This window comes from Streptomyces sp. MspMP-M5 (assembly GCF_000373585.1).
GTDB lineage: Bacteria > Actinomycetota > Actinomycetes > Streptomycetales > Streptomycetaceae > Streptomyces.
The window spans coordinates 138,473-157,044 of the sequence record NZ_KB891854.1; the positions used below are offsets into that span (position 1 = coordinate 138,473).

At 73.1% G+C, this 18,572-nt stretch carries 18 protein-coding genes; 9 read left to right on the plus strand and 9 right to left on the minus strand.

Translation table 11 applies throughout. The features are described from left to right. Positions 1-34 precede the first annotated feature (34 nt). Positions 35-601, minus strand: a complete 567-nt coding sequence (locus B073_RS0103785; RefSeq protein WP_018536759.1) for a hypothetical protein — start codon at positions 599-601, stop codon at positions 35-37. A gap of 67 nt (positions 602-668) precedes the next feature. On the opposite strand from B073_RS0103785, the gene B073_RS0103790 reads away from it, so the two are divergent. Then, complete coding sequence (locus B073_RS0103790; RefSeq protein ID WP_018536760.1) at positions 669-1,460, plus strand: ArsR/SmtB family transcription factor; 792 nt, start codon at positions 669-671, stop codon at positions 1,458-1,460. Here the strand turns inward: B073_RS0103790 and B073_RS0103795 are convergent. Beyond that, the gene (locus tag B073_RS0103795; protein WP_018536761.1) at positions 1,438-2,013 is read right to left on the minus strand and encodes a MarR family transcriptional regulator; all 576 of its coding nucleotides are present in this window, start codon (positions 2,011-2,013) and stop codon (positions 1,438-1,440) included. The genes B073_RS0103790 and B073_RS0103795 overlap by 23 nt on opposite strands. 102 nt (positions 2,014-2,115) lie before the next feature. On the opposite strand from B073_RS0103795, the gene B073_RS0103800 reads away from it, so the two are divergent. Then, positions 2,116-2,838: an SDR family NAD(P)-dependent oxidoreductase gene (locus B073_RS0103800; protein ID WP_018536762.1), complete on the plus strand. Its 723-nt coding sequence runs from the start codon at positions 2,116-2,118 to the stop codon at positions 2,836-2,838. 30 nt (positions 2,839-2,868) lie between these two features. Here the strand turns inward: B073_RS0103800 and B073_RS0103805 are convergent, their stop codons facing one another. Both B073_RS0103805 and B073_RS0103810 read right to left on the minus strand, forming a co-directional pair. After that, complete coding sequence (locus B073_RS0103805; protein WP_018536763.1) at positions 2,869-3,345, minus strand: PPOX class F420-dependent oxidoreductase; 477 nt, start codon at positions 3,343-3,345, stop codon at positions 2,869-2,871. Positions 3,346-3,434: 89 nt separating this feature from the next. Further along, entirely contained in the window at positions 3,435-3,932 is a 498-nt protein-coding gene (locus B073_RS0103810; RefSeq protein ID WP_018536764.1) for a hypothetical protein, read from the minus strand. A gap of 175 nt (positions 3,933-4,107) precedes the next feature. Between B073_RS0103810 and B073_RS0103815 the strand changes: the two genes are divergently transcribed. After that, a complete protein-coding gene (locus B073_RS0103815) occupies positions 4,108-4,800 on the plus strand; it encodes an alpha/beta hydrolase (RefSeq protein WP_018536765.1) in 693 nt (230 codons plus the stop codon). Between the two features lie 19 nt (positions 4,801-4,819). On the opposite strand, the gene B073_RS0103820 is transcribed toward B073_RS0103815, so the two are convergent. Beyond that, positions 4,820-5,743, minus strand: a complete 924-nt coding sequence (locus B073_RS0103820; protein WP_018536766.1) for a hypothetical protein — start codon at positions 5,741-5,743, stop codon at positions 4,820-4,822. A 274-nt stretch (positions 5,744-6,017) separates the two neighbouring features. On the opposite strand from B073_RS0103820, the gene B073_RS0103825 reads away from it, so the two are divergent. The 6 genes from B073_RS0103825 (at position 6,018) to B073_RS0103850 (ending at position 14,503) form a co-directional block, all read left to right on the plus strand. After that, positions 6,018-6,821, plus strand: a complete 804-nt coding sequence (locus B073_RS0103825) for a S1 family peptidase (RefSeq protein WP_018536767.1) — start codon at positions 6,018-6,020, stop codon at positions 6,819-6,821. A 115-nt stretch (positions 6,822-6,936) separates the two neighbouring features. Beyond that, positions 6,937-7,611, plus strand: a complete 675-nt coding sequence (locus B073_RS0103830; RefSeq protein WP_018536768.1) for a response regulator — start codon at positions 6,937-6,939, stop codon at positions 7,609-7,611. A gap of 5 nt (positions 7,612-7,616) precedes the next feature. Then, positions 7,617-8,765 carry a sensor histidine kinase gene (locus B073_RS0103835; protein ID WP_018536769.1) on the plus strand — a complete coding sequence of 383 codons (1,149 nt, stop codon included), beginning with the start codon at positions 7,617-7,619 and terminating at the stop codon, positions 8,763-8,765. Positions 8,766-8,863: 98 nt separating this feature from the next. Further along, entirely contained in the window at positions 8,864-11,404 is a 2,541-nt protein-coding gene (gene pepN, locus B073_RS0103840; protein WP_018536770.1) for an aminopeptidase N, read from the plus strand. A gap of 256 nt (positions 11,405-11,660) precedes the next feature. After that, entirely contained in the window at positions 11,661-13,064 is a 1,404-nt protein-coding gene (locus B073_RS0103845; RefSeq protein ID WP_018536771.1) for a pyridoxal phosphate-dependent decarboxylase family protein, read from the plus strand. Beyond that, a complete protein-coding gene (locus B073_RS0103850; protein WP_018536772.1) occupies positions 13,061-14,503 on the plus strand; it encodes a lysine N(6)-hydroxylase/L-ornithine N(5)-oxygenase family protein in 1,443 nt (480 codons plus the stop codon). Before B073_RS0103845 ends, B073_RS0103850 begins: the two co-directional genes overlap by 4 nt. 25 nt (positions 14,504-14,528) lie before the next feature. Here B073_RS0103850 and B073_RS0103855 read toward each other — a convergent pair whose 3' ends face one another. From B073_RS0103855 to B073_RS0103870, 4 genes are read right to left on the minus strand one after another with little or no spacing between them, the layout of a single operon-like run. Beyond that, entirely contained in the window at positions 14,529-15,035 is a 507-nt protein-coding gene (locus B073_RS0103855) for a Pycsar system effector family protein (protein ID WP_018536773.1), read from the minus strand. 19 nt (positions 15,036-15,054) lie between these two features. Beyond that, positions 15,055-15,426: a hypothetical protein gene (locus tag B073_RS0103860; RefSeq protein WP_018536774.1), complete on the minus strand. Its 372-nt coding sequence runs from the start codon at positions 15,424-15,426 to the stop codon at positions 15,055-15,057. Next, positions 15,423-16,448, minus strand: coding sequence for a hypothetical protein (locus tag B073_RS0103865; protein WP_158690084.1), 1,026 nt, complete (start codon positions 16,446-16,448; stop codon positions 15,423-15,425). Before B073_RS0103865 ends, B073_RS0103860 begins: the two co-directional genes overlap by 4 nt. After that, positions 16,445-18,571: a hypothetical protein gene (locus B073_RS0103870; protein WP_158690085.1), complete on the minus strand. Its 2,127-nt coding sequence runs from the start codon at positions 18,569-18,571 to the stop codon at positions 16,445-16,447. Before B073_RS0103870 ends, B073_RS0103865 begins: the two co-directional genes overlap by 4 nt. Position 18,572: the final 1 nt, after the last annotated feature.

Genomic DNA, 18,572 nt, shown 5'->3' on the forward strand with positions numbered 1-18,572 from the left:
CGCGCTGTCTTCCCCGGCCGGACCGCCGCCGGGCTCAGCCGTCCCGCTGGGCGGGGAAACGCCGCCCCAACTGCCGGGCCAGTTCCCGCGCGGGCGCCGGGACGGGTTCCGGCGGGGGAGTGACCGGCGGCCGGAAATCGTGCACCGGGGCGCGCCAGGCCGACACGTCGATGCTGCCGTCGCCCAGCGGCAGCACCCAGCGCGGGTCCGCGTGCACCCGCAGCACCTGCGCCTCGATCTGGGTCCAGGCGCCGTCCGTCATCGTCCGCTCGCCGACCCGGCGGGCCTCCAACTGCACCGGGCAGTGCGCCAGTCGGGGCGGCCGGACCAGCTCGGACGGCTCCGTCCACGGCTCCGCCGGCTCGGTGCCGCAGTCCGTCCCCTCCTGTGCCGCGTCCTCTTGGGGCGGCAGGTTGAAGACAACGTCGGGGCGTACCGCGAGATTCTGCGCGGTGCGCCCCCGGGCGGGCAGCCAGACGCTCACCACCGGCCCGAGGTCCCACCGGATCCGCAGTGCGACCAGCACGAACGTCCCGTCGTCGTTCTCCGTGGACAGCAGCGCCGGCACCACCGAACTGCTCTTCTCCAGCGCGGATTTCATGCTCCCGAGGATAGGAGCCGGACGATTCGGTGCTCACCGAAGTGTTATATGCGATTACGCTCTGCACATGATTCGATGGGACGCCGATCATGAAAACACCGCGGAAACCCCCGATCTGGCCGCCCTCGCGGCGCTGCTCGCGGACCGTACCCGCGCCGCCATCTGCATCGCCCTGCTCGACGGCGGCACCTGGACCGCCGGCGAGCTGGCCGAGTACGCCGGGGTGGCCCCGTCCACCGCGACCGAGCACCTCAACCTCCTGGTCGCCGGCGGCCTGCTGGCCGAGGAGCGGCAGGGCCGGCGGCGCTACGTCAGACTGGCCGGCCCCGACACCGCCGAGACCCTGGAGAACCTCGCCGGCCTCGCCCCCTACCGCCGGGTGCGGATCCGCTCGCTGGCCGAGGCAAACCACCGCCGGGCCCTGCACCACGCCCGCACCTGCTACGACCACATCGCCGGTGCCCTCGGGGTGGCCCTCGCCGAGACGATGACCGAACGCGGGCTGCTGGTAAGGGAGTACGGACTGGAGCTGACCGCCGCCGGCGCAGAGTGGCTGGCCGCGCTCGGCATCCCGCACACCGGCCACTCGCCGGCCCACCGGGCGCATGTGCGCACCTGCCTGGACTGGACCTCGCGCCGCCAGCACCTCTCCGGCGCGGTCGGCGCGGCCCTGTACCGGCACGCGCTGGAGCACCGCTGGATCATCAAGGCCCCCGCCAGCCGCATCCTCGCCATCACCGAGGCCGGCCGGGTCGCCTTCCGCGGCCGGCTGGGGCTGCCCGACGAGGTGCTGACGCCCACGCCGGCGGCGCCGCCGGCGCGCGATCGGACGGAGGTCAGTCCGCGCCGACCTGGGTGATCCGGTCGTCGCCCAGGCGGCGCTGGACGTCCTGGAAGAGGATCCGCAGCAGCCCGGCCAGCTGCTCCTGCTGCTCCGGGTCGAGCGCCTGGAGCAACTCCGCCTCGCGGACGAGCACTTGGTCCACCGTCGACTCGACGAGGTCGTGGCCGGCCGGGGTCAGCTCGACCAGGACGCTGCGCGGGCGGCCCTCGCCCGGCCGGCGGGTGACCAGGCCCTCGCGTTCGGCGCGGGCCACCCGCTGGGACACCGCCCCGGCGGTGACCATCGAACGCCGGCTCAGCTCCCGGGTGCTCAGGGTGTACGGGGAGCCGCTGCGGCGCAGCACGCTCAGCAGGTCGAGGGTGGCGATGTCCACGCCGGCGCGGTGGAGCACCCGGCGCCGGTCGTCGCCCAGCAGCTTCGCCAGCCGCCAGATGGGCGTGACGATCCCGATGGAGGAGACCGGTGTGCCGGGGCGCTCGCGCTGCCAGGCGGCGGCGATCTCGTCCACCGGGTAGGGGGACGGGCCGGCCGTCGTGCCGTCGTCCCGTGCCTCGAAGTCGCTTGCCACCGGTCCTCCTGGAGGTGTTATGTTCAGACCTAAATTTAGCACTGAACGGCGGCCGCTCTGCGCTCCGTACGTTTAGACCTAAAAGTTGGAGGGTTTCCGCACATGGCACGCACCATCCTCGTCACCGGCGGCGGCACCGGCATCGGCCGTGCCCTCGCCGAGCACTTCGCGGCCGTCGGCGACCACGTCGTCCTCACCGGCCGGCGCCCCGGCCCCCTCAAGGAGGCCGCGGACGCGCTCCCCGGGGCGACCGGCCTGGTCTGCGACCACGCCGACCCCGCCGCGCTGCTCCGGCTCGCCGCGGAACTGCCCGAGCGCCTGGACATCCTGGTCAACAACGCCGGCGGCCAGACCGACTTCGATGCCGACGGCGCCACCGACCTGGCCTCCTACGCCCGGGACTTCCGCGCCAACCTCGACGCCAACCTGCTCAGCGCCGCGCTGACCACCCGCGCCGTGGACGACCGGCTGGCGGCCGGCGGCGCCGTGATCCACATCGGGTCCATCGCCGCCGACCAGGGCTCCGGCTCCTACGGGGCGGCCAAGGCCGGTCTGGCCTCCTGGAACATCGACCTGGCCCGGACCCTCGGCCCCCGCGGTATCACCGCCAACGTGGTCTCGCCCGGCTACATCACCGACACCGAGTTCTTCCGCGACCAGCTCGCCGACGAGCGCCGGGAACGGCTGATCGCGGACACCGCCACCGGCTGCCCCGGCAGCCCGGACGACATCATCGGCGCGGTGGCCTTCCTGGCCTCGCCGGGGGCCCGGCACATCACCGGCCAGGTGCTGAACGTCAACGGCGGTGCGCACCCCACCCGTTGACACCGGGAACGGCGTGCCGGCCCGCGCCCGTCAGGTGGTGTCGCCCGCCACCAGCCGGGCCGGGAAACCGCCGGTCGCGATCGGCCCCCAGCGGCGCGGCGTCACCCGGATCAGGGACTTGCCCTGCTTGCGCATCGCGGCGCGGTACTCGTCCCAGTCCGGGTGCTCGCCGGCGATGTTGCGGTAGTACTCCACCAGCGGCTCGATGGAGTCCGGGGCGTCGATCACCTCGGCCTCGCCGTCGACCTGCACCCAGGGCCCCGTCCACTCGTCGGACAGCACCAGCACGTTGACCGACGGGATCCGGCGGGCGTTGCGGACCTTGGCCCGCTCCGGGTACGTCGACATCACCAGCCGGCCCGATTCGTCCACCCCGCAGGTCAGCGGCGAGCCCTGCGGGGTGCCGTCGGAACGGCGGGTGAGCAGGATCGCGCGGTGCCGCGGACGGACGAACTCCAGCAGCCCGGGCAGGTCGACACGGGTGGTACTCGCAAGGGAAGGGCTCATGCCGTGAGCCTAGGGCTTGGAGCGCACTCCAGGAGGAACGCTCGGATGCGGGCCGGCCCGGGCGGGGTGTGGGTGGGCGGGGGCGGTCGTCAACCCTTCAGCAACTGCTTGCCGGTGGCGGCGTCCACCACCTTGCGGCCCGCCAGCGGACTGCTCAGCCGCACCTTCGTCTTCTGCGTGGCCAGCTGCTCGGTGCAGATCCCCTTCGGGTTCTTCTTCCGGCCCCAACCGGAGACCACCACCAGCTCCTTGGACTCCATGACCCGGGCGCCGTAGCCGGCGTCGCAGGCGCTGTGGCCCACGGTCACCGTCAGCTCCCGGACGTCCCGGCTCGCGGGGCGATCGGCGCCGGCCAGCGGCAGCAGCGCCTCGTGCCGGCCGGGCACGGGGGAGACCTTCGGCCAGTCCTGGACGATCTGCGTGGCGCGCTGCGTGAAGGCGTCGCCGGTGCGCTGCGGCGGCGAGCTGTGCACCGTCTGCGTGGCCTGGCCGCAACCGGCGAGCGCGACGGCACCGGCCGCGGCGAGCGGGACGGCCCAGGCGGTCACACGGGTGCGCGGACGGGTGCGGTGGACGGTGTGCGGCATGACGTGCCTCCTCGGTCGGTCGCGGATGGGACGTGCCCGGGACACGACGGGTTCCGCCCGGCGGGGGAGGCGGCGCCGGACTGCTCTTCCGACGGCGTGCACGCGTAACTTCGGCTCCGGTGCGCGGTGCACCGGCGCCCGGACGGGCGGAGGCGAGCGGAGGAGTGAGGTACGCATGCAGCTGCACACCCACGAGTGGGGCACGGGCGACCGGATCGCGGTGCTGATCCACGGGATCATGTCCGACCACCGCACCTGGCACCGGGTCGGCCCGGCCCTCGCCGCCCGGGGCTACCGCGTCCTCGCCGTCGACCTGCGCGGCCACGGCCGCAGCCCGCGCGGCGAGTACGCCCCGGAACTCTTCGCCGACGACCTGGTGGACACCCTGCCGGCCGGTGTCGAGGTGGCCCTGGGGCACTCGCTGGGCGGGCTGGCGCTGGCCCTGGCGGTCGAGCGGCTGCGGCCGCGGCGCGCGGTCTACAGCGATCCGGCGTGGTCGACGGGGCCGAGGAGGGACGTCGACCCGGCGGCGTTCGTGACGTTCAAGAAGGCCGACCCGGGCGTGGTGCGGTACTTCAACCCGCGCTGGGACGACGCCGATGTGGAGATCGAGCTGGCCACCCTCGCGGACTGGGACACCGGGACGGCGCTGGCGCTGTCCGAGGGCCGGCTGCGGGACCGGACGCCGGAGCGTCCGGTGGTGCCGTCGCTGGTGCAGCTCGCGGGGGAGGGGTTCCTCTTCACCGAGGAGGCGGGGAAGGAGCTCGCCGGCCGGGGTTTCGAGGTGCGTACGGTGCACGGCGCCGGGTACACCATCCACCGGGACGACCTGACGGGTTTCCTGGCCGGGCTGGAGGGATGGATCTGACCAGGGAGGTGATCCCTCGTCAGGTGTCGCAGTCCAGCAGGGACTTGCACAGGGCGCAGCGGGCCTGGAGGCGGCCGCGGACCGGGACGCGGATCCGCTGCCAGCAGGTCGGGCAGGGGAAGGACACCCGCAGGGGCGCGTCGCCGGCTGCGGGTTCAAAGGCGTAGCCGTCGCCCGGGCCGGTGGCCGGCGGCCGGGGGTGCGGTGCGGTGCCGTGCCGGCCCTGGGCCGCGCGGCGGTCCTTGGCGTAGCGGAGCCGGGCGGCCCAGCCGGCGGCGGCGAGCGGCGGCCGCCGGGCGTCCTGGCGGGCCCGCGCCCGGCCGGCGGTGTACGCGTCGTACGCCTGCGGGCTGGTGAACCACGGCGCGGGGTCCTCGGCGAAGAAGTCGGCGCGCTTGGCCAGGACGTAGCCGAACTCCTCGGGCGTCAGATAGCCCAGCTTCTGGGAGAACGGGCCGTGCTCGCGGTAGGCGTCCAGCAGCAGCCAGCCCGCGCCGAGATAGGCGGCGGCGGTGTCGGTGAGGATCTCGTTGTCGCGGGTGCCGGGGAAGGACAGGTCCAGCCGGTGCAGCCAGACGTGGGTCACCTCGTGGGCGAGGGCGGCGCCGATGTCCTTGCGGTGGCGCCGGAAGCGGTCGTTGAGCTCGACGAAGTACTCGGGCCCGGCGGTCAGTTCGACCGTCGCGGCGTGCTCCATCTCGCGGAAGGTGAGCACGATCCGGGCGTCCGGCAGATGCAGTTGGCGGACCATGGCGTGCGCGACCCGCTGGGCGCCGAGGTGGAGGTCCTCCTCGTCGTCGAAGGCGACGTCGACCGGCAGCACGCTGGTGGGAAAGGTGCTCACGGTGTCGTGGGACAGGCGCCGGAAGAGCGCCGTGAGGGCGGCGCGGACCGTGTCGAGATGGGGGAAGCCGTGCGCGATCGCGCTGCCGCCGGTCGTCATCCGCACACTGTACGGCTGGGGCGCCGGGCCCGGCACCGGGCGTACGGGGCGTACGAGGCGTACGGAGTACGGGAGTTGGCCGGATGTTGACCCTTGTCACTCTTATCCCGCAGTCCACATAATCGCAGGGCGCTTTACGGGTTCATTGCCTGGATGTCCCGAGGCTTTGCGGTGTGCTGCCGTCGTTCACACGGACTTTGCGGTCGGCATGCCCGGCCCTGGGGTTGGCATGGGCCTGACATGGCGCACTCGACCCCCCACGAAAGGAAGCCCGTTGCGCAGCTCCCTGAAGCACCTCAAGAGATCCACCGCCGCCGGCGCCGTCGCCCTGGCCGCCCTCAGCCTCCAGCCGGCCGCCGCGCACGCCGCCTCCGCCCCCGGCGGCTCCACGCACCCCCACGTCGTCGGCGGCACCCGCGCCGGCCAGGGTGAATTCCCCTTCATGGTCCGGCTGTCGATGGGCTGCGGTGGCGCCCTCTACACCAAGGACATCGTGCTCACCGCCGCCCACTGCGTCGACCGCAGCGGACCCGACACCTCCATCACCGCCACCGCCGGCGCCGTCGACCTGGAGGACGCGGCCGCCGTCAAGGTCAACTCCACCCAGGTCCTCCAGGCCCCCGGCTACAACGGCAAGGGCAAGGACTGGGCTCTCATCAAGCTCGCCAAGCCCCTCGACCAGCCCACCCTGAAGATCGCCGAGAACGACACCTTCAACAAGGGCGACTTCACCATCGCCGGCTGGGGCGCCGACAAGGAAGGCGGCGACCAGCAGCGCTACCTCCTCAAGGCCACCGTCCCGTTCGTCGACGACGCCACCTGCCAGAAGGCATACGGCGACTCCCTCACGCCCGGCGAGGAGATATGCGCCGGCAAGCTCGACACCGGTGGCACCGACACCTGCCAGGGCGACTCCGGCGGCCCGATGTTCCGCAAGGACGACGGCGGCCAGTGGCTCCAGGTCGGCATCGTCTCCTGGGGCGAGGGCTGCGCCCGGCCCGGCAAACCCGGCGTCTACACCGAGGTGAGCACCTTCGCGGCCGACATCAAGAAGGCCGCCGGCCAACTCGGCGGCTGACCCGCCCTGCAGCACCCGCGACGGCCGGGGCCCGGGGGTGTGCCCGGGCCCCGGCCCGTTCCGCCATCCGCCACCGCGGCTTGCGGGGCCCGCCCGCCGTGGTTCCGATGGAACCATGCCGATCAGCGTGGTCATCGCCGACGACCAGGAGATGGTCCGGACAGGCTTCCGGATGATCCTGGAGAGCCAGCCCGACATCGAGGTCCTCGACGACGTCACCGACGGCGCCGCCGCCCTGGAAGCCGTCGAACGGCTCCAGCCCGACGTGCTCCTGCTCGACATCCGGATGCCGCACGTGGACGGCCTGGAGGTCACCCGCCGGCTCGCCGAGCGCGCCGCCGGCCACCCCGAATTCCACGACCGCCCCCGGATCGTCATCGTCACCACCTTCGACCTCGACGAATACGTGCAGGCCGCCCTGCACGGCGGCGCCTGCGGCTTCCTCCTCAAGGACGCCAGCCCCGCCCTGCTCGTCGAAGGCGTACGCGCCGCGGCCGCCGGCGACGCCCTCGTCTCACCCGCCCTCACCCTGCGACTGCTGCGCACCATGAGCCCCGACCCCGGCCGCGCCCCCGCAAGGACCCCCTCCGAACCGCTCACCGAACGCGAGGAACAGGTCGTCCGCGCCCTGGCCACCGGCCGCACCAACGCCGAGATCGCCGACGAACTCTTCGTCTCGCTCTCCACCGTCAAGACCCACCTCGCCAACGTCCAGGCCAAACTCGCCGCCCGCAACCGCGTGGAGATCGCCGCCTGGGCCTGGGAAACCGGGCTGGCCACCGGCGCATGAGCCCGATGACCGGGTGGGCCCGCGCCCACCCCCACAAGGCCGCCGCGGCCAAGACCGGACTCGCCGCCGTCCTGCTCTTCCTCGTCGCCGTCGAGACCGTCGTCCTCGCCCGGCAGCCCACCCGGCCGCACGCCATCGTCGTGGCCGCCGCCGTCGTGGTCTGCCTGTGCGCCGTCCCCTACCGCCGGCTCCCGCTCGTCACCCGCGCCCGGATCGCCCTCGCGGTCTCCCTCACCGCCTCCGTCGTCCTGATCGCCGGCCAGCACGCCCTGCGCGTCTGGGGCCTGGGCGAAGGCATCGCCCTGCTCGTCCTGCTCACCGCCGTGGTGCGCGGCGCCCCCGGCCGCACCGCCGCCGTCCTCGGCCCCCTCCTCGGCCTGGCCTGCGTCCTGGCCCCCATGCGCGACATCCGGATGGGCGCCTTCACCGTCGTCTACGGCGTCCTCACCGTCGTCGTCACCGCCTACTCGCTGATCCTGCGCTGGCAGGACGCCCAGCGGCTGCGCGACCTGGCCGCCGTCCGCGACGCCGAACGCCTCGAACTGGCCAGGGAACTGCACGACGTCATCGCCCACCACGTCACCGGCATCGTCGTCCAGGCCCGCGCCGCCCGCTTCACCGCCCTCGACGGACCACGGGCCGGCGCCGCCTTCACCCGCATCGAGACCTCCGGCGACGAGGCACTCGCCGCCATGCGCCGCCTGGTGCGGGTACTGCGCGAGGGCGAGGCCCGCACCACGCCGGTCGCCGGGCTCGCCGAGGTCCGCGCCCTCGCCGACGCGTTCGCCCGCACCGGCCCGCCGGTCACCCTCGACCTCGAACCCGGCCTGGACCGCACCCTGCCCCCGGAGGCGGCCGCCGCCGTCCACCGCATCGTCCGCGAGGCCCTCACCAACGTCGGCAAGCACGCCGCCGACGCCACCGCCGTCCGGATCACCCTGCGCACCGTCCCCCGCGGCGCCGAACTCCGCATCGCCAACGACGGCGGCCACCCCGCCCGCCTCTCCGAACAGGCCCGCGGCGGAGGCTTCGGCCTGGCCGGCCTCACCGAACGCGCCGAGGCCCTCGGCGGCACCCTCACCGCCGGCCCCGCCCCCGAAGGCGGCTGGGAGGTCACCGCCGTCCTCCCCCTCACCGGCCCCGACGGCGACTGACCGCGGAACCGGCCCTTCAGGAGCCTTCCGCACCCACCGCGCCGGCCCCCGCGAAACCCCCCGCACCACCGCCGAACGGCCGTGGCAAGCTGCACCCCATGCCCGTACTGCAGCGTCCCGAAGCCGAAGCCCGCGCCCGCCGGCTCCACGTCGACCGCTACGAGATCGCCCTCGACCTCACCCACGGCGACGAGGAGTTCACCTCCCGCACCGTCATCCACTTCACCGCCCGCGAACCGGGCGACACCTTCGCCGAGATCCGGCCCGCCGCACTCCACACCGCCACCCTCGACGGCCGGCCCCTCGACCCCGCCACCCTCGACGACAACCGCCTGCCCCTCACCGGCCTCACCGCCGGCCCCCACCAACTCCGCCTCGACGCCACCATGCGCTACTCCCGCACCGGCGAGGGCATGCACCGCTTCACCGACCCCGCCGACGGCGAGAGCTACGTCTACACCCAGCTCTTCATGGACGACGTCCAGCGAGTCTTCGGCGCCTTCGACCAACCCGACCTCAAGGCCGCCTTCGACCTGACCGTCACCGCCCCGCCCACCTGGACCGTCCTCGCCAACGGCCGCACCGCACAACTCCCCGACGGCACCTGGAAAGCCGCCACCACCCCCCGCATCAGCACCTACCTCCTCGCCGTCGCCGCCGGCCCCTGGCACTCCGTCCGCACCGAACACGCCGGCCTGCCCTTCGGCATCCACTGCCGCCGCAGCCTCGCCCCCCACCTCGACACCGACGCCGAGGAAATCCTCGACCTCACCCGCCGCTGCTACGACCGCTACCACCAGATCTTCGACGAGCCCTACCCCTTCGACTCCTACGACCAGGCATTTGTGCCCGAATTCAACGCCGGCGCCATGGAGAACCCCGGCCTGGTCACCTTCCGCGACGAATTCGTCTTCCGCTCCGCCGTCACCGACACCGAACGCCAGACCCGCGGCATCGTCATCGCCCACGAAATGGCCCACATGTGGTTCGGCGACCTCGTCACCCTCCAGTGGTGGGACGACATCTGGCTCAACGAGTCCTTCGCCGAATACATGGGCTACCAGGTCCTCTCGGAAGCCACGCGCTTCCGCGACACCTGGACCGACTTCGCCGTCGCCCGCAAGGGCTGGGGCTACGACGCCGACCAGCGCCCCTCCACCCACCCCGTCGCCCCCGCCCCCCACGACGTCCCCGACACCGCCTCCGCCCTCCTCAACTTCGACGGCATCTCCTACGCCAAGGGCGCCTCCGCCCTGCGCCAACTCGTCGCGTGGATGGGCGAGAAGGACTTCCTCGCCGGCATCAACGACCACTTCGCCCGGCACCGCTTCGGCAACGCCACCCTCGCCGACTTCCTCGACTCCCTCGCCCGCGCCACCGACCGCGACGTCCACACCTGGGCCGAACGCTGGCTGCGCACCACCGGCGTCGACACCCTCACCCCCGCCGTCACCGAGCAACCCGGCACCTGGCACCTCGACATCACCCACACCGGCAGCCGCCCGCACCGCATCGCCGTCGGCACCTACGACCCCGACCCCCACCACCCCGGCCGGCTCACCCCGCGCGACCGCTTCGACGTCGACATCCCCACCGACGGCCACCCCACCCGCCACACCTTCCCCCAGGCCGCCCCCGCCCTCGTCGTCCTCAACGACGGCGACCTCACCTACGCCAAGGTCCGCTTCGACCCCGCCTCCTGGCAGACCGCCGCCCGCAGCCTCTCCGCACTGCCCGACCCCCTCACCCGCGCCGTCGTCTGGAACGCCGCCCGCGACCTCGTCCGCGACGGCCAACTCCCGCCCACCGCCTACCTCGACGCCGCCCGCGACCACCTCCCGCACGAGACCGACCTCGCCATCGTCCAGGGCGTCCTCGCCTTCGCCCGCACCCAGATCGCCGACCGCTACCTCACCCCCACCGACCGCCACACCGCCCTGACCACCCTCACCGCCCTCAGCCGCGACCTGCTGCGCCGCACCGAAGGCCCCGGCCACGGCCCCACCGCCGGACTGCGCCTGACCGCGGTCCGCACCCTCATCGACAGCGCCACCACCCCCGAAGGCATCCAGGACTGGCTCGACGACGGCAGCGTCCCCGGCGGCCCCGCCCTCGACCACGAACTGCGCTGGCGCATCCTCGGCCGGCTCGCCACCCTCGGCGCCGCACCCACCGACGCACTCCACGCCGCCATCGACGCCGAACTCGCCCGCGACCAGAGCGCCACCGGCCGCGAGGGCGCCGCCCGCTGCCGCGCCGCCCTCCCCGACCCGGCCGCCAAACAGGCCGCCTGGGACGCCCTGTTCACCACCGACGAGGAGACCGCCCTCTCCAACTACCTCTTCACCGCCACCGCCGACGGCTTCTGGGCCCCCGAACAGACGGACCTGCTCCGCCCCTACGTCACCCGCTACTTCACCGAGGTCCCCGCCCTCGCCGCCCGCCGCGGCCCCGCCCTCGCCCGGGCCGCCGGCCGCAACGCCTTCCCCACCCCCTTCGTCGAGGACACCACCCTCCGCCTCGGCGAGACCTGCCTGGCCGAGAGCGACCCGACACCGGCCCTGCGGCGCACCCTCGCCGACCAACTCGACGACCTGCGCCGGGCGTTGCACGTCCGCGCCGCCGACACCGAGCGTTAGGGCGCTGGCGGCGCGGGGCGCGGGTGCCACCCGGCGGAAGCCGCCGGTGGCACCCGCGTCGCGTCCGCGCCACCCCCGGCGCCCGCTCCTCGACGGTTCGCAATACCACAGGCAACCGAACATCTGCGGGACGCCCATCCCACGAACGGGTGATACCGGCGCAACGGGTGGATACCCGTCGTACCGGACCAGTAACTTAGGGCGGCCTAAGACCCGGTGCCAGAGCACCCAACTCCCTTTGAAGAAGAGCCCCTTGATGCCAGTCGCCCCTGCCGGCACCGCCCTCGCAGGCGGCACCGACGGCCCCCGCGCGCTCCGCCCCCTCCTCGACACCGTCCTCGACGCCCTCACCACCGGCGCCCAGGACCGCTCCGGCCCCCTCCCGCCCGGCGGCCCCGACGCCGTCGCCCGCGCCGTCCGCGACGCCTGCCTCCCCCTCCTCCCCGAAGAGGGCACCGGCCCGCACACCGCCCTGCGCACCCTCGTCCACACCCTCACCGCCGGCGCCGCCGACCCCGCCGACCCGCACTGCGCCGCCCACCTGCACTGCCCCCCACTGGCCCTGGCCGCCGCCGCCGACCTCGCCGCCAGCGCCCTCAACCCCTCCATGGACTCCTGGGACCAGGCCCCCGCCGCCTCCGAACTCGAAACCCTCACCGCCCGCACCCTCGCCGCCCTCGTCTACCCCGAGGCCACCGCACCCGACGCCCTCGTCACCACCGGCGGCACCGAGTCCAACCAACTCGCCCTCCTCCTCGCCCGCGAAGCCCACCGCACCGCCGGCCCCCTCCGCATCGTCTGCGGCGCCAACGCCCACCACAGCATCCACCGCGCCGCCTGGCTCCTCGGCCTCCCCGAACCCCTCACCCTCCCCACCCCCGACGGCACCCTCGACCCCGCCACCGTCCACACCTGCCTCACCGAACTCACCGGCCGCAGCAGCGCTGTTCTGCTCACCGCCACCGCAGGCACCACCGACGCCGGCGCCATCGACCCCCTCCCGGCCCTCGCCGACCTCGCCGACCAACACGGCGCCCGCCTCCACATCGACGCCTCCTACGGCGGCCCCCTCCTCTTCAGCACCACCCACCGCACCACCCTCACCGGCCTCGCCCGCGCCCACACCGTCACCCTCGACCTGCACAAACTCGGCTGGCAACCGGTCGCCGCCGGCCTCCTCGCCGTCCCCGGCCCCGCCACCCTCACCCCCCTCGCCCACCAGGCCGACTACCTCAACCCCGACGACGACACCGAAGCCGGCCTCCCCGACCTCCTCGGCCGCTCCCTGCGCACCACCCGCCGCCCCGACATCCTCAAGATCGCCGTCACCCTCAAGGCCCTCGGCCGCCAGGGCCTCGGCGACCTCGTCGACCGCACCCTCACCGCCGCCCGCACCCTCGCCGACCTCATCGACGCCCACCCCCGCTACGAACTCCACTCCCGCCCCACCCTCACCACCGTCCTCTTCCGCCCCACCGGCGCCGACGACACCACCCTCGCCACCATCCGCCGCACCCTCCTCACCGAAGGCCACGCCGTCCTCGGCCGCGCCACCACACCCACCGGCCTCTGGCTCAAAGCCACCCTCCTCAACCCCCACACCCAACCCGGAGACCTCACCACCCTCCTCAAACTCGTGGAAGGCCACACCCCGCGATGAACACCCCACCGCACACCGAGCCCGACACCCCCACCGACACCCCCGGCCCCGAAGAGCCCCTCGACCTCATCGGCATCGGCATCGGCCCCTTCAACCTCTCCCTCGCCGCCCTCGCCCACCCCCTCACCCAACTCCGCACCGCCTTCTACGACCAGCGCCCCGCCTTCCACTGGCACCCCGGCCTCCTCATCGACGGCACCACCCTCCAAGTCCCCTTCCTCGCCGACCTCGTCACCCTCGCCGACCCCGCCAGCCCCTGGACCTTCCTCAACTACCTCAAGACCCGCGAACGCCTCTACCCCTTCTACTTCGCCGAGCGCCTCCACATCCACCGCGCCGAATACGACGCCTACTGCCGCTGGGTCAGCGAAAACCTCCCCACCCTCCACTTCGGCCACCACATCGACGCCGTCCGCTGGAACCACGAACGCCGCCTCTTCGAAGTCGACTACACCCAACTCGACGCCGACGGCGAAGCCGAAGCCCTCGGCCGCACCCACGCCCGCAACATCGTCCTCGGCATCGGCACCGCCCCCCACATCCCCATCCCCCTCCGCCCCCTCGCCGAGGCCCCCACCGTCCCCGTCATCCACTCCGCCGACTACCTCGACCACCGCGAACGCCTCCTCGCCGCAGACCACCTCACCGTCATCGGCGCCGGCCAGTCAGGCGCCGAGATCTTCCTCGACCAGCTCCGCGCCCGCCCCGCCGGCCACGAGAACCTCCACTGGCTCGCCCGCACCCCGGCCTTCGCCCCCATGGAATACAGCAAACTCGGCCTGGAACACTTCACCCCCGACTACACCCGCTACTTCCACGCCCTCCCCGAACGCACCCGCGACGAACTCCTCCCCGCCCAATGGCAGCTCTACAAGGGCATCGACCACGACACCCTCGCCGCCATCCACGACGAGCTCTACCGCCGCACCCTCGACGGCGGCTGGCCCAACGCCGTCCTCACCCCCGGCGTCCAGGTCCGCACCGCCGGCCGCGTCGGCACCACCAAAGTCGAACTCCACCTCGAACACGCCCAACAAGGCAGCCGCTCCCGCCTCACCACCGACGCCGTCGTCCTCGCCACCGGCTACCGCGAACGCCGCCTCGACACCCTCCTCGCCGCCCTCGACCCCTACCTCCGCCACGACGCCTCCGAACGCCCCCGCATCGACGAACACCACCGCCTCGTCCTCGACCCCGCCATCACCGGCTCCGTCTACGTCCAGAACGCCGAACGCCACACCCACGGCGTAGGCACCCCCGACCTCGGCCTCGCCGCCTGGCGCAGCGCCACCATCCTCAACTCCCTCACCGCCACCCCCACTTACCCCCTCCCCACCCGCACCTCCTTCACCACCTTCGGCCTCGCCCAACCCCCGACCCGCCGCACCGGCACCGTCCCCCGCCAGGGCTCCACCCTCGTCCCGCAGAGCCGGCGCTGAGGCGCCAGCCCCGCAGAACACGCACCTACTCGATCAGCAGCATCACGGGGAACGCCACGGCACCCACCGCGAAGCAGCCAAGGCCCCAACGCACGCAACGGTGTTTGGTCATGGCGATGACACTCAGTTCGTCGAGCAGGGAGAGCAGGCCCGGCAGCGGGTCTCTCTCCGTGCGGTGCAGCGCCGCCTCGAGTTGCCCGCACACCACGGCACACTGGATGTCACGGAAGTACGTCAGCCCACGCTCCACCGACCACGGCCCGCGCTCGTAACGCGGCACCACCGCCAGCAGCAGCAACCCCAGCGCCGCACCCCAGGCGACACAGCCGAACCACCACGCGACACCCGCCGCGACCGACAGACGCCAGGGCCGCCACTCCGTGGCGGACAGCGCGCCCGTGAGGGCCCCCACCGTCACCCCCAGCCCGGCGACCAGCACCGCCGCCTTGTTGTCGGCCCGGGCGATCTCGGCGCGCAGATCGGCGATGAGCCGCTCCGCGGTACGCAACCCGGGAACCACCGACTCCGTCATCGTCCTCTCCCACCGCTCGTCAGCCCAGGAACGGGCAGGTCGTCAGACCCGCCACCGCCACACTCACGACGGCCGCCCCTACATGGTTCAGCCGTGCCAGCACCGACTGCGCCGCCGTCGAGACGACCTCCACGCACGCATGGGCGCCGAGCGCCGCCCCGCACACCGCGTCACCGTAGACGTAGGCGAACGGCGCCGCCCGGCCCGAAGTGCGCCGCATCGCGGACGTGCACAAGAACTCCGGGTACAAGAAGCCCGCCGCGACCACGTCCACCACATGACCGCCCGCACGGGCCAGGTGCAGCACCGCCAACGGCGCCGTCCACCGCAGCAGCACGTAGCACAGCGCGGTCACGATGACGAACCCGATCAGCCATCGCCAGTCGGTCACTCCAACTCCCGCTTCCCGGCGTCGTCCACGTCGCCGAACGCCTCCGGCTTCTCACGACCGATGGCATGCCTCCGCAGCTTTCCCTGCGCGGCACTGCCGAGCTGCGACTCGAGCATCTCCACCGCCTTGTGCAGCAACTGCTCCTGTACATGGTCCTCGGGCGGACTGGACGCCAGGACCTCCTTGATCAGCTGAAGCTGGTTGCGGTTCGCCTCCCGGCTGTCGTCACGGATCCCGGCCAGCACCAGCGGCAGATCCGCTTCGTTGGCGGCCAGCTGCATCGCCCACCGGTGGACGTCGCCCTGCTCCAGCATGTCCCGGAACGCCTGGCTCTTCTCCTCGATCAACTGGTGATGACCGCGCGCCCGCTGCAGCTCCAACTCGTGCTGACTGCGCGTGGTGTCCTTGGCGTAGTCGATCCGGCGCAGCGCGACGAAGTGCTCACGCGCCGCCTCGTCCAGACTGAGCCGCACCGTGCACACGATGCGCAGCCCCTCGTCCGCACCGAACTCCGCCTCGGACAGGGCCCGGCGCACGGCGTCCTCCGCCTGCGCGCTCTGCTCGATCGGGAACTGCCGCGTCACCGACCGCAACAACTGCTGCAACTGCGGATCCAGCAGCGCCCGCACATCGCGCAGCTGCCGCTCCACCACCCGCTCCGGGAGGGTCACCTCCCACCGCACGTCCGTCTCCGCCAGGAAGAAGAACGCATCCCCCTGCGCCGGCACCCGGTGCTCCAGCGTCATGTGCTGAATCCCGGCCTGCACCTCATAGAGCACCCGCAGGTTGCGGTTGACCAACTCACCCCGGGTCGGCTGGCGCTGCGGCGGATATACCACACAACAGCCGTCCGCGGCGAGGAACACCATCGACCGGTCCGCCGCCACCGGCGGCCGGCGCCTGATGAACTCGAAACGCTGCAGGGGACGTTCGGCGCGCACCGGATCGTTCACGACCCAGTTCCCCCCGTCCCGCACGACGGGGACCGGATCGTCCCACCCCGCCCGCATACCGTCGCTCACCACTTCTGACTCTCCTTCACACAAGAGGGAACAAGGGACTTCGACGCGGTCGCGGCGCCGTCCAGCACCGCACGCAACCGCTGGGCCACCGGCAGGATCCGGCCCTCCTCGTCGACCGTTTTGCGCAGCAGGTGGTCCAGCCGCCCACGCTCCATGTCCGTGCCGGCCAGCGCCGGCAGCAGATCCGCCAGGGCACGCTCCTCCGACGGCGACGTCTGCGCGGCCCGCACCCACCAGCCCAGAACCCGCAGCGCAGCCCGCTGCGTCTCCCGATGGCCCAGAGCACGACGCCACAACGCCACCAGCGCCCGCCGCAGCCGCGGGTCCTCCGACGGCGCCGCCAGCCACGAGGACAGTGCCAGACCACCCGCCGAGACCTCGTCGACATGCGAGATCGCCCGCAGGAACGCGGTCAGCGCGAGATCCTTGCGGCTGCTGGCGGACAGCCACTCCGCCAGCTCCACCAGCACCGCCGCCGACGCGCCGCCCACCAGAAGCGTCTCCAGCGTCTGCACCACGGCGCGAGCCAGCGCCGTGTCGGGGTCGATCCCACGGTCGACGACCGCACCCAGGTCCCGCATCGCCGCCCCCGGAGCCCGATTGCCCAACACCGCGTGCGCCCGGATCGCGGTCCACCGCCGCCGCTCACCACCCGACCGGCACCACTCCCGCAGCAACCGGTGGACAGCGGTGCCCGCCCCGCCCTCGACGGCCGCCACCAGCGCCCACGCCGCCAACTGGCGATCGGCGAGCCTCTCCGCCCCCGACCAAGGCACCAGAAAACGGTCGTAAACCTCCGCGAAGTCACTGCAGGCCAGCGTTCCCACCGCTACAGCCGCCCGCACCCGCACCTCACCACGGACACTCCGCCCCAGCTCCTGCAACCACGCGACCAGCGAACGCCGCACCACCGGATGCTCCGCCCACACGTGCGCCAACACCGCCGACCACATCTCGGTGTCCTGGAACGCCAGCCCCGGCGGCTTCGGCGCACCCCACCGGTCAACCTCCGACGACACCGGCTCGTACGCCCGAGCCGCCTTCATCCGCGCGGCCCGGGAGACCCCGAACACCTCCACCACGGGCGACGCGTCCGGAGCCTCGACCTGACGCAGCATCCGATACAGGGCATCACCGGACTCCGAGATCAACGGATACCCGAAACCGTCGAACACGGACAGGGACAACAGAAACGCCTGCTCGCGCAGCTGCCCCCCGCCCGGCGAGAACCACTGCTCCAACGTCGAACGCCGCGCCGCCCGGCCGTAGTGCGCCAACTGCTCCGCATCCACCTCCTGCCGGCCGTACAGGGCGAGCAATCGGGCGAATCCCGCGGCCTCCCGCGGAGTCGGCCGCCCACTCAGGAACGACCGCACCTCCTGGAGCGCCAGCAACTCCGCCCCGGCGACCGCCGTACCCGACGGCTGCGCCAGGTGCGCCCTGACCACGTCCTCCGCCCGCGGCGCCTCCCACTCCACCGGATCCGCCCCGTCCACAACCGTGCCCGCGTCCACCGTGATCACCAGGTAGCCCTCACCCAGCTCACGCAACTGGTCACCGGCGGCATGCAGATGGACATCGCGCAACTCGCCCCTGACATTCAACGGATCGCACTGGAGATGCCCATGGCCCGCACGCAGCAGACCCCGCAACGTGACCGGATCCGCCGCCGGATCGACGCACACCACGGGACGCCGCTCCCCGCACACCTGGTGCAGCAGGCGCAGCCCCGCCATACGGCGGCCCGAATCGGGCACACCACGGAGCACCAGAACCCGATCCCGCTCCAACCGCCGCAGCGCCTCGTCGTACCGGCGCGACGCGGCGAAGACGCGGGCGAGCGACCGGCGCTCCCGGAACGGAACCGGCCCGACCACATGCTGGGCCGCCACCGCACCGTGGAAATGCAGTCCCACGTTCTTGTCGCCGCCGACCATGTCGCCCGACACCGCGGCGTCCCGCATCACGTTCACACTGCGCGCCCACAGGTGCGGCGCCTGCGAATAGAGCTGCCGCACGGCCTCGAGCGCGTCCGGAAGCTCCTCGTCCGGGGCCGCGCCGTCCGCTCCCGCTCCCGCTTCCGGCCCGCCGCCCGCCTTCTCGTCGACCGGCTGCTCCGCCACC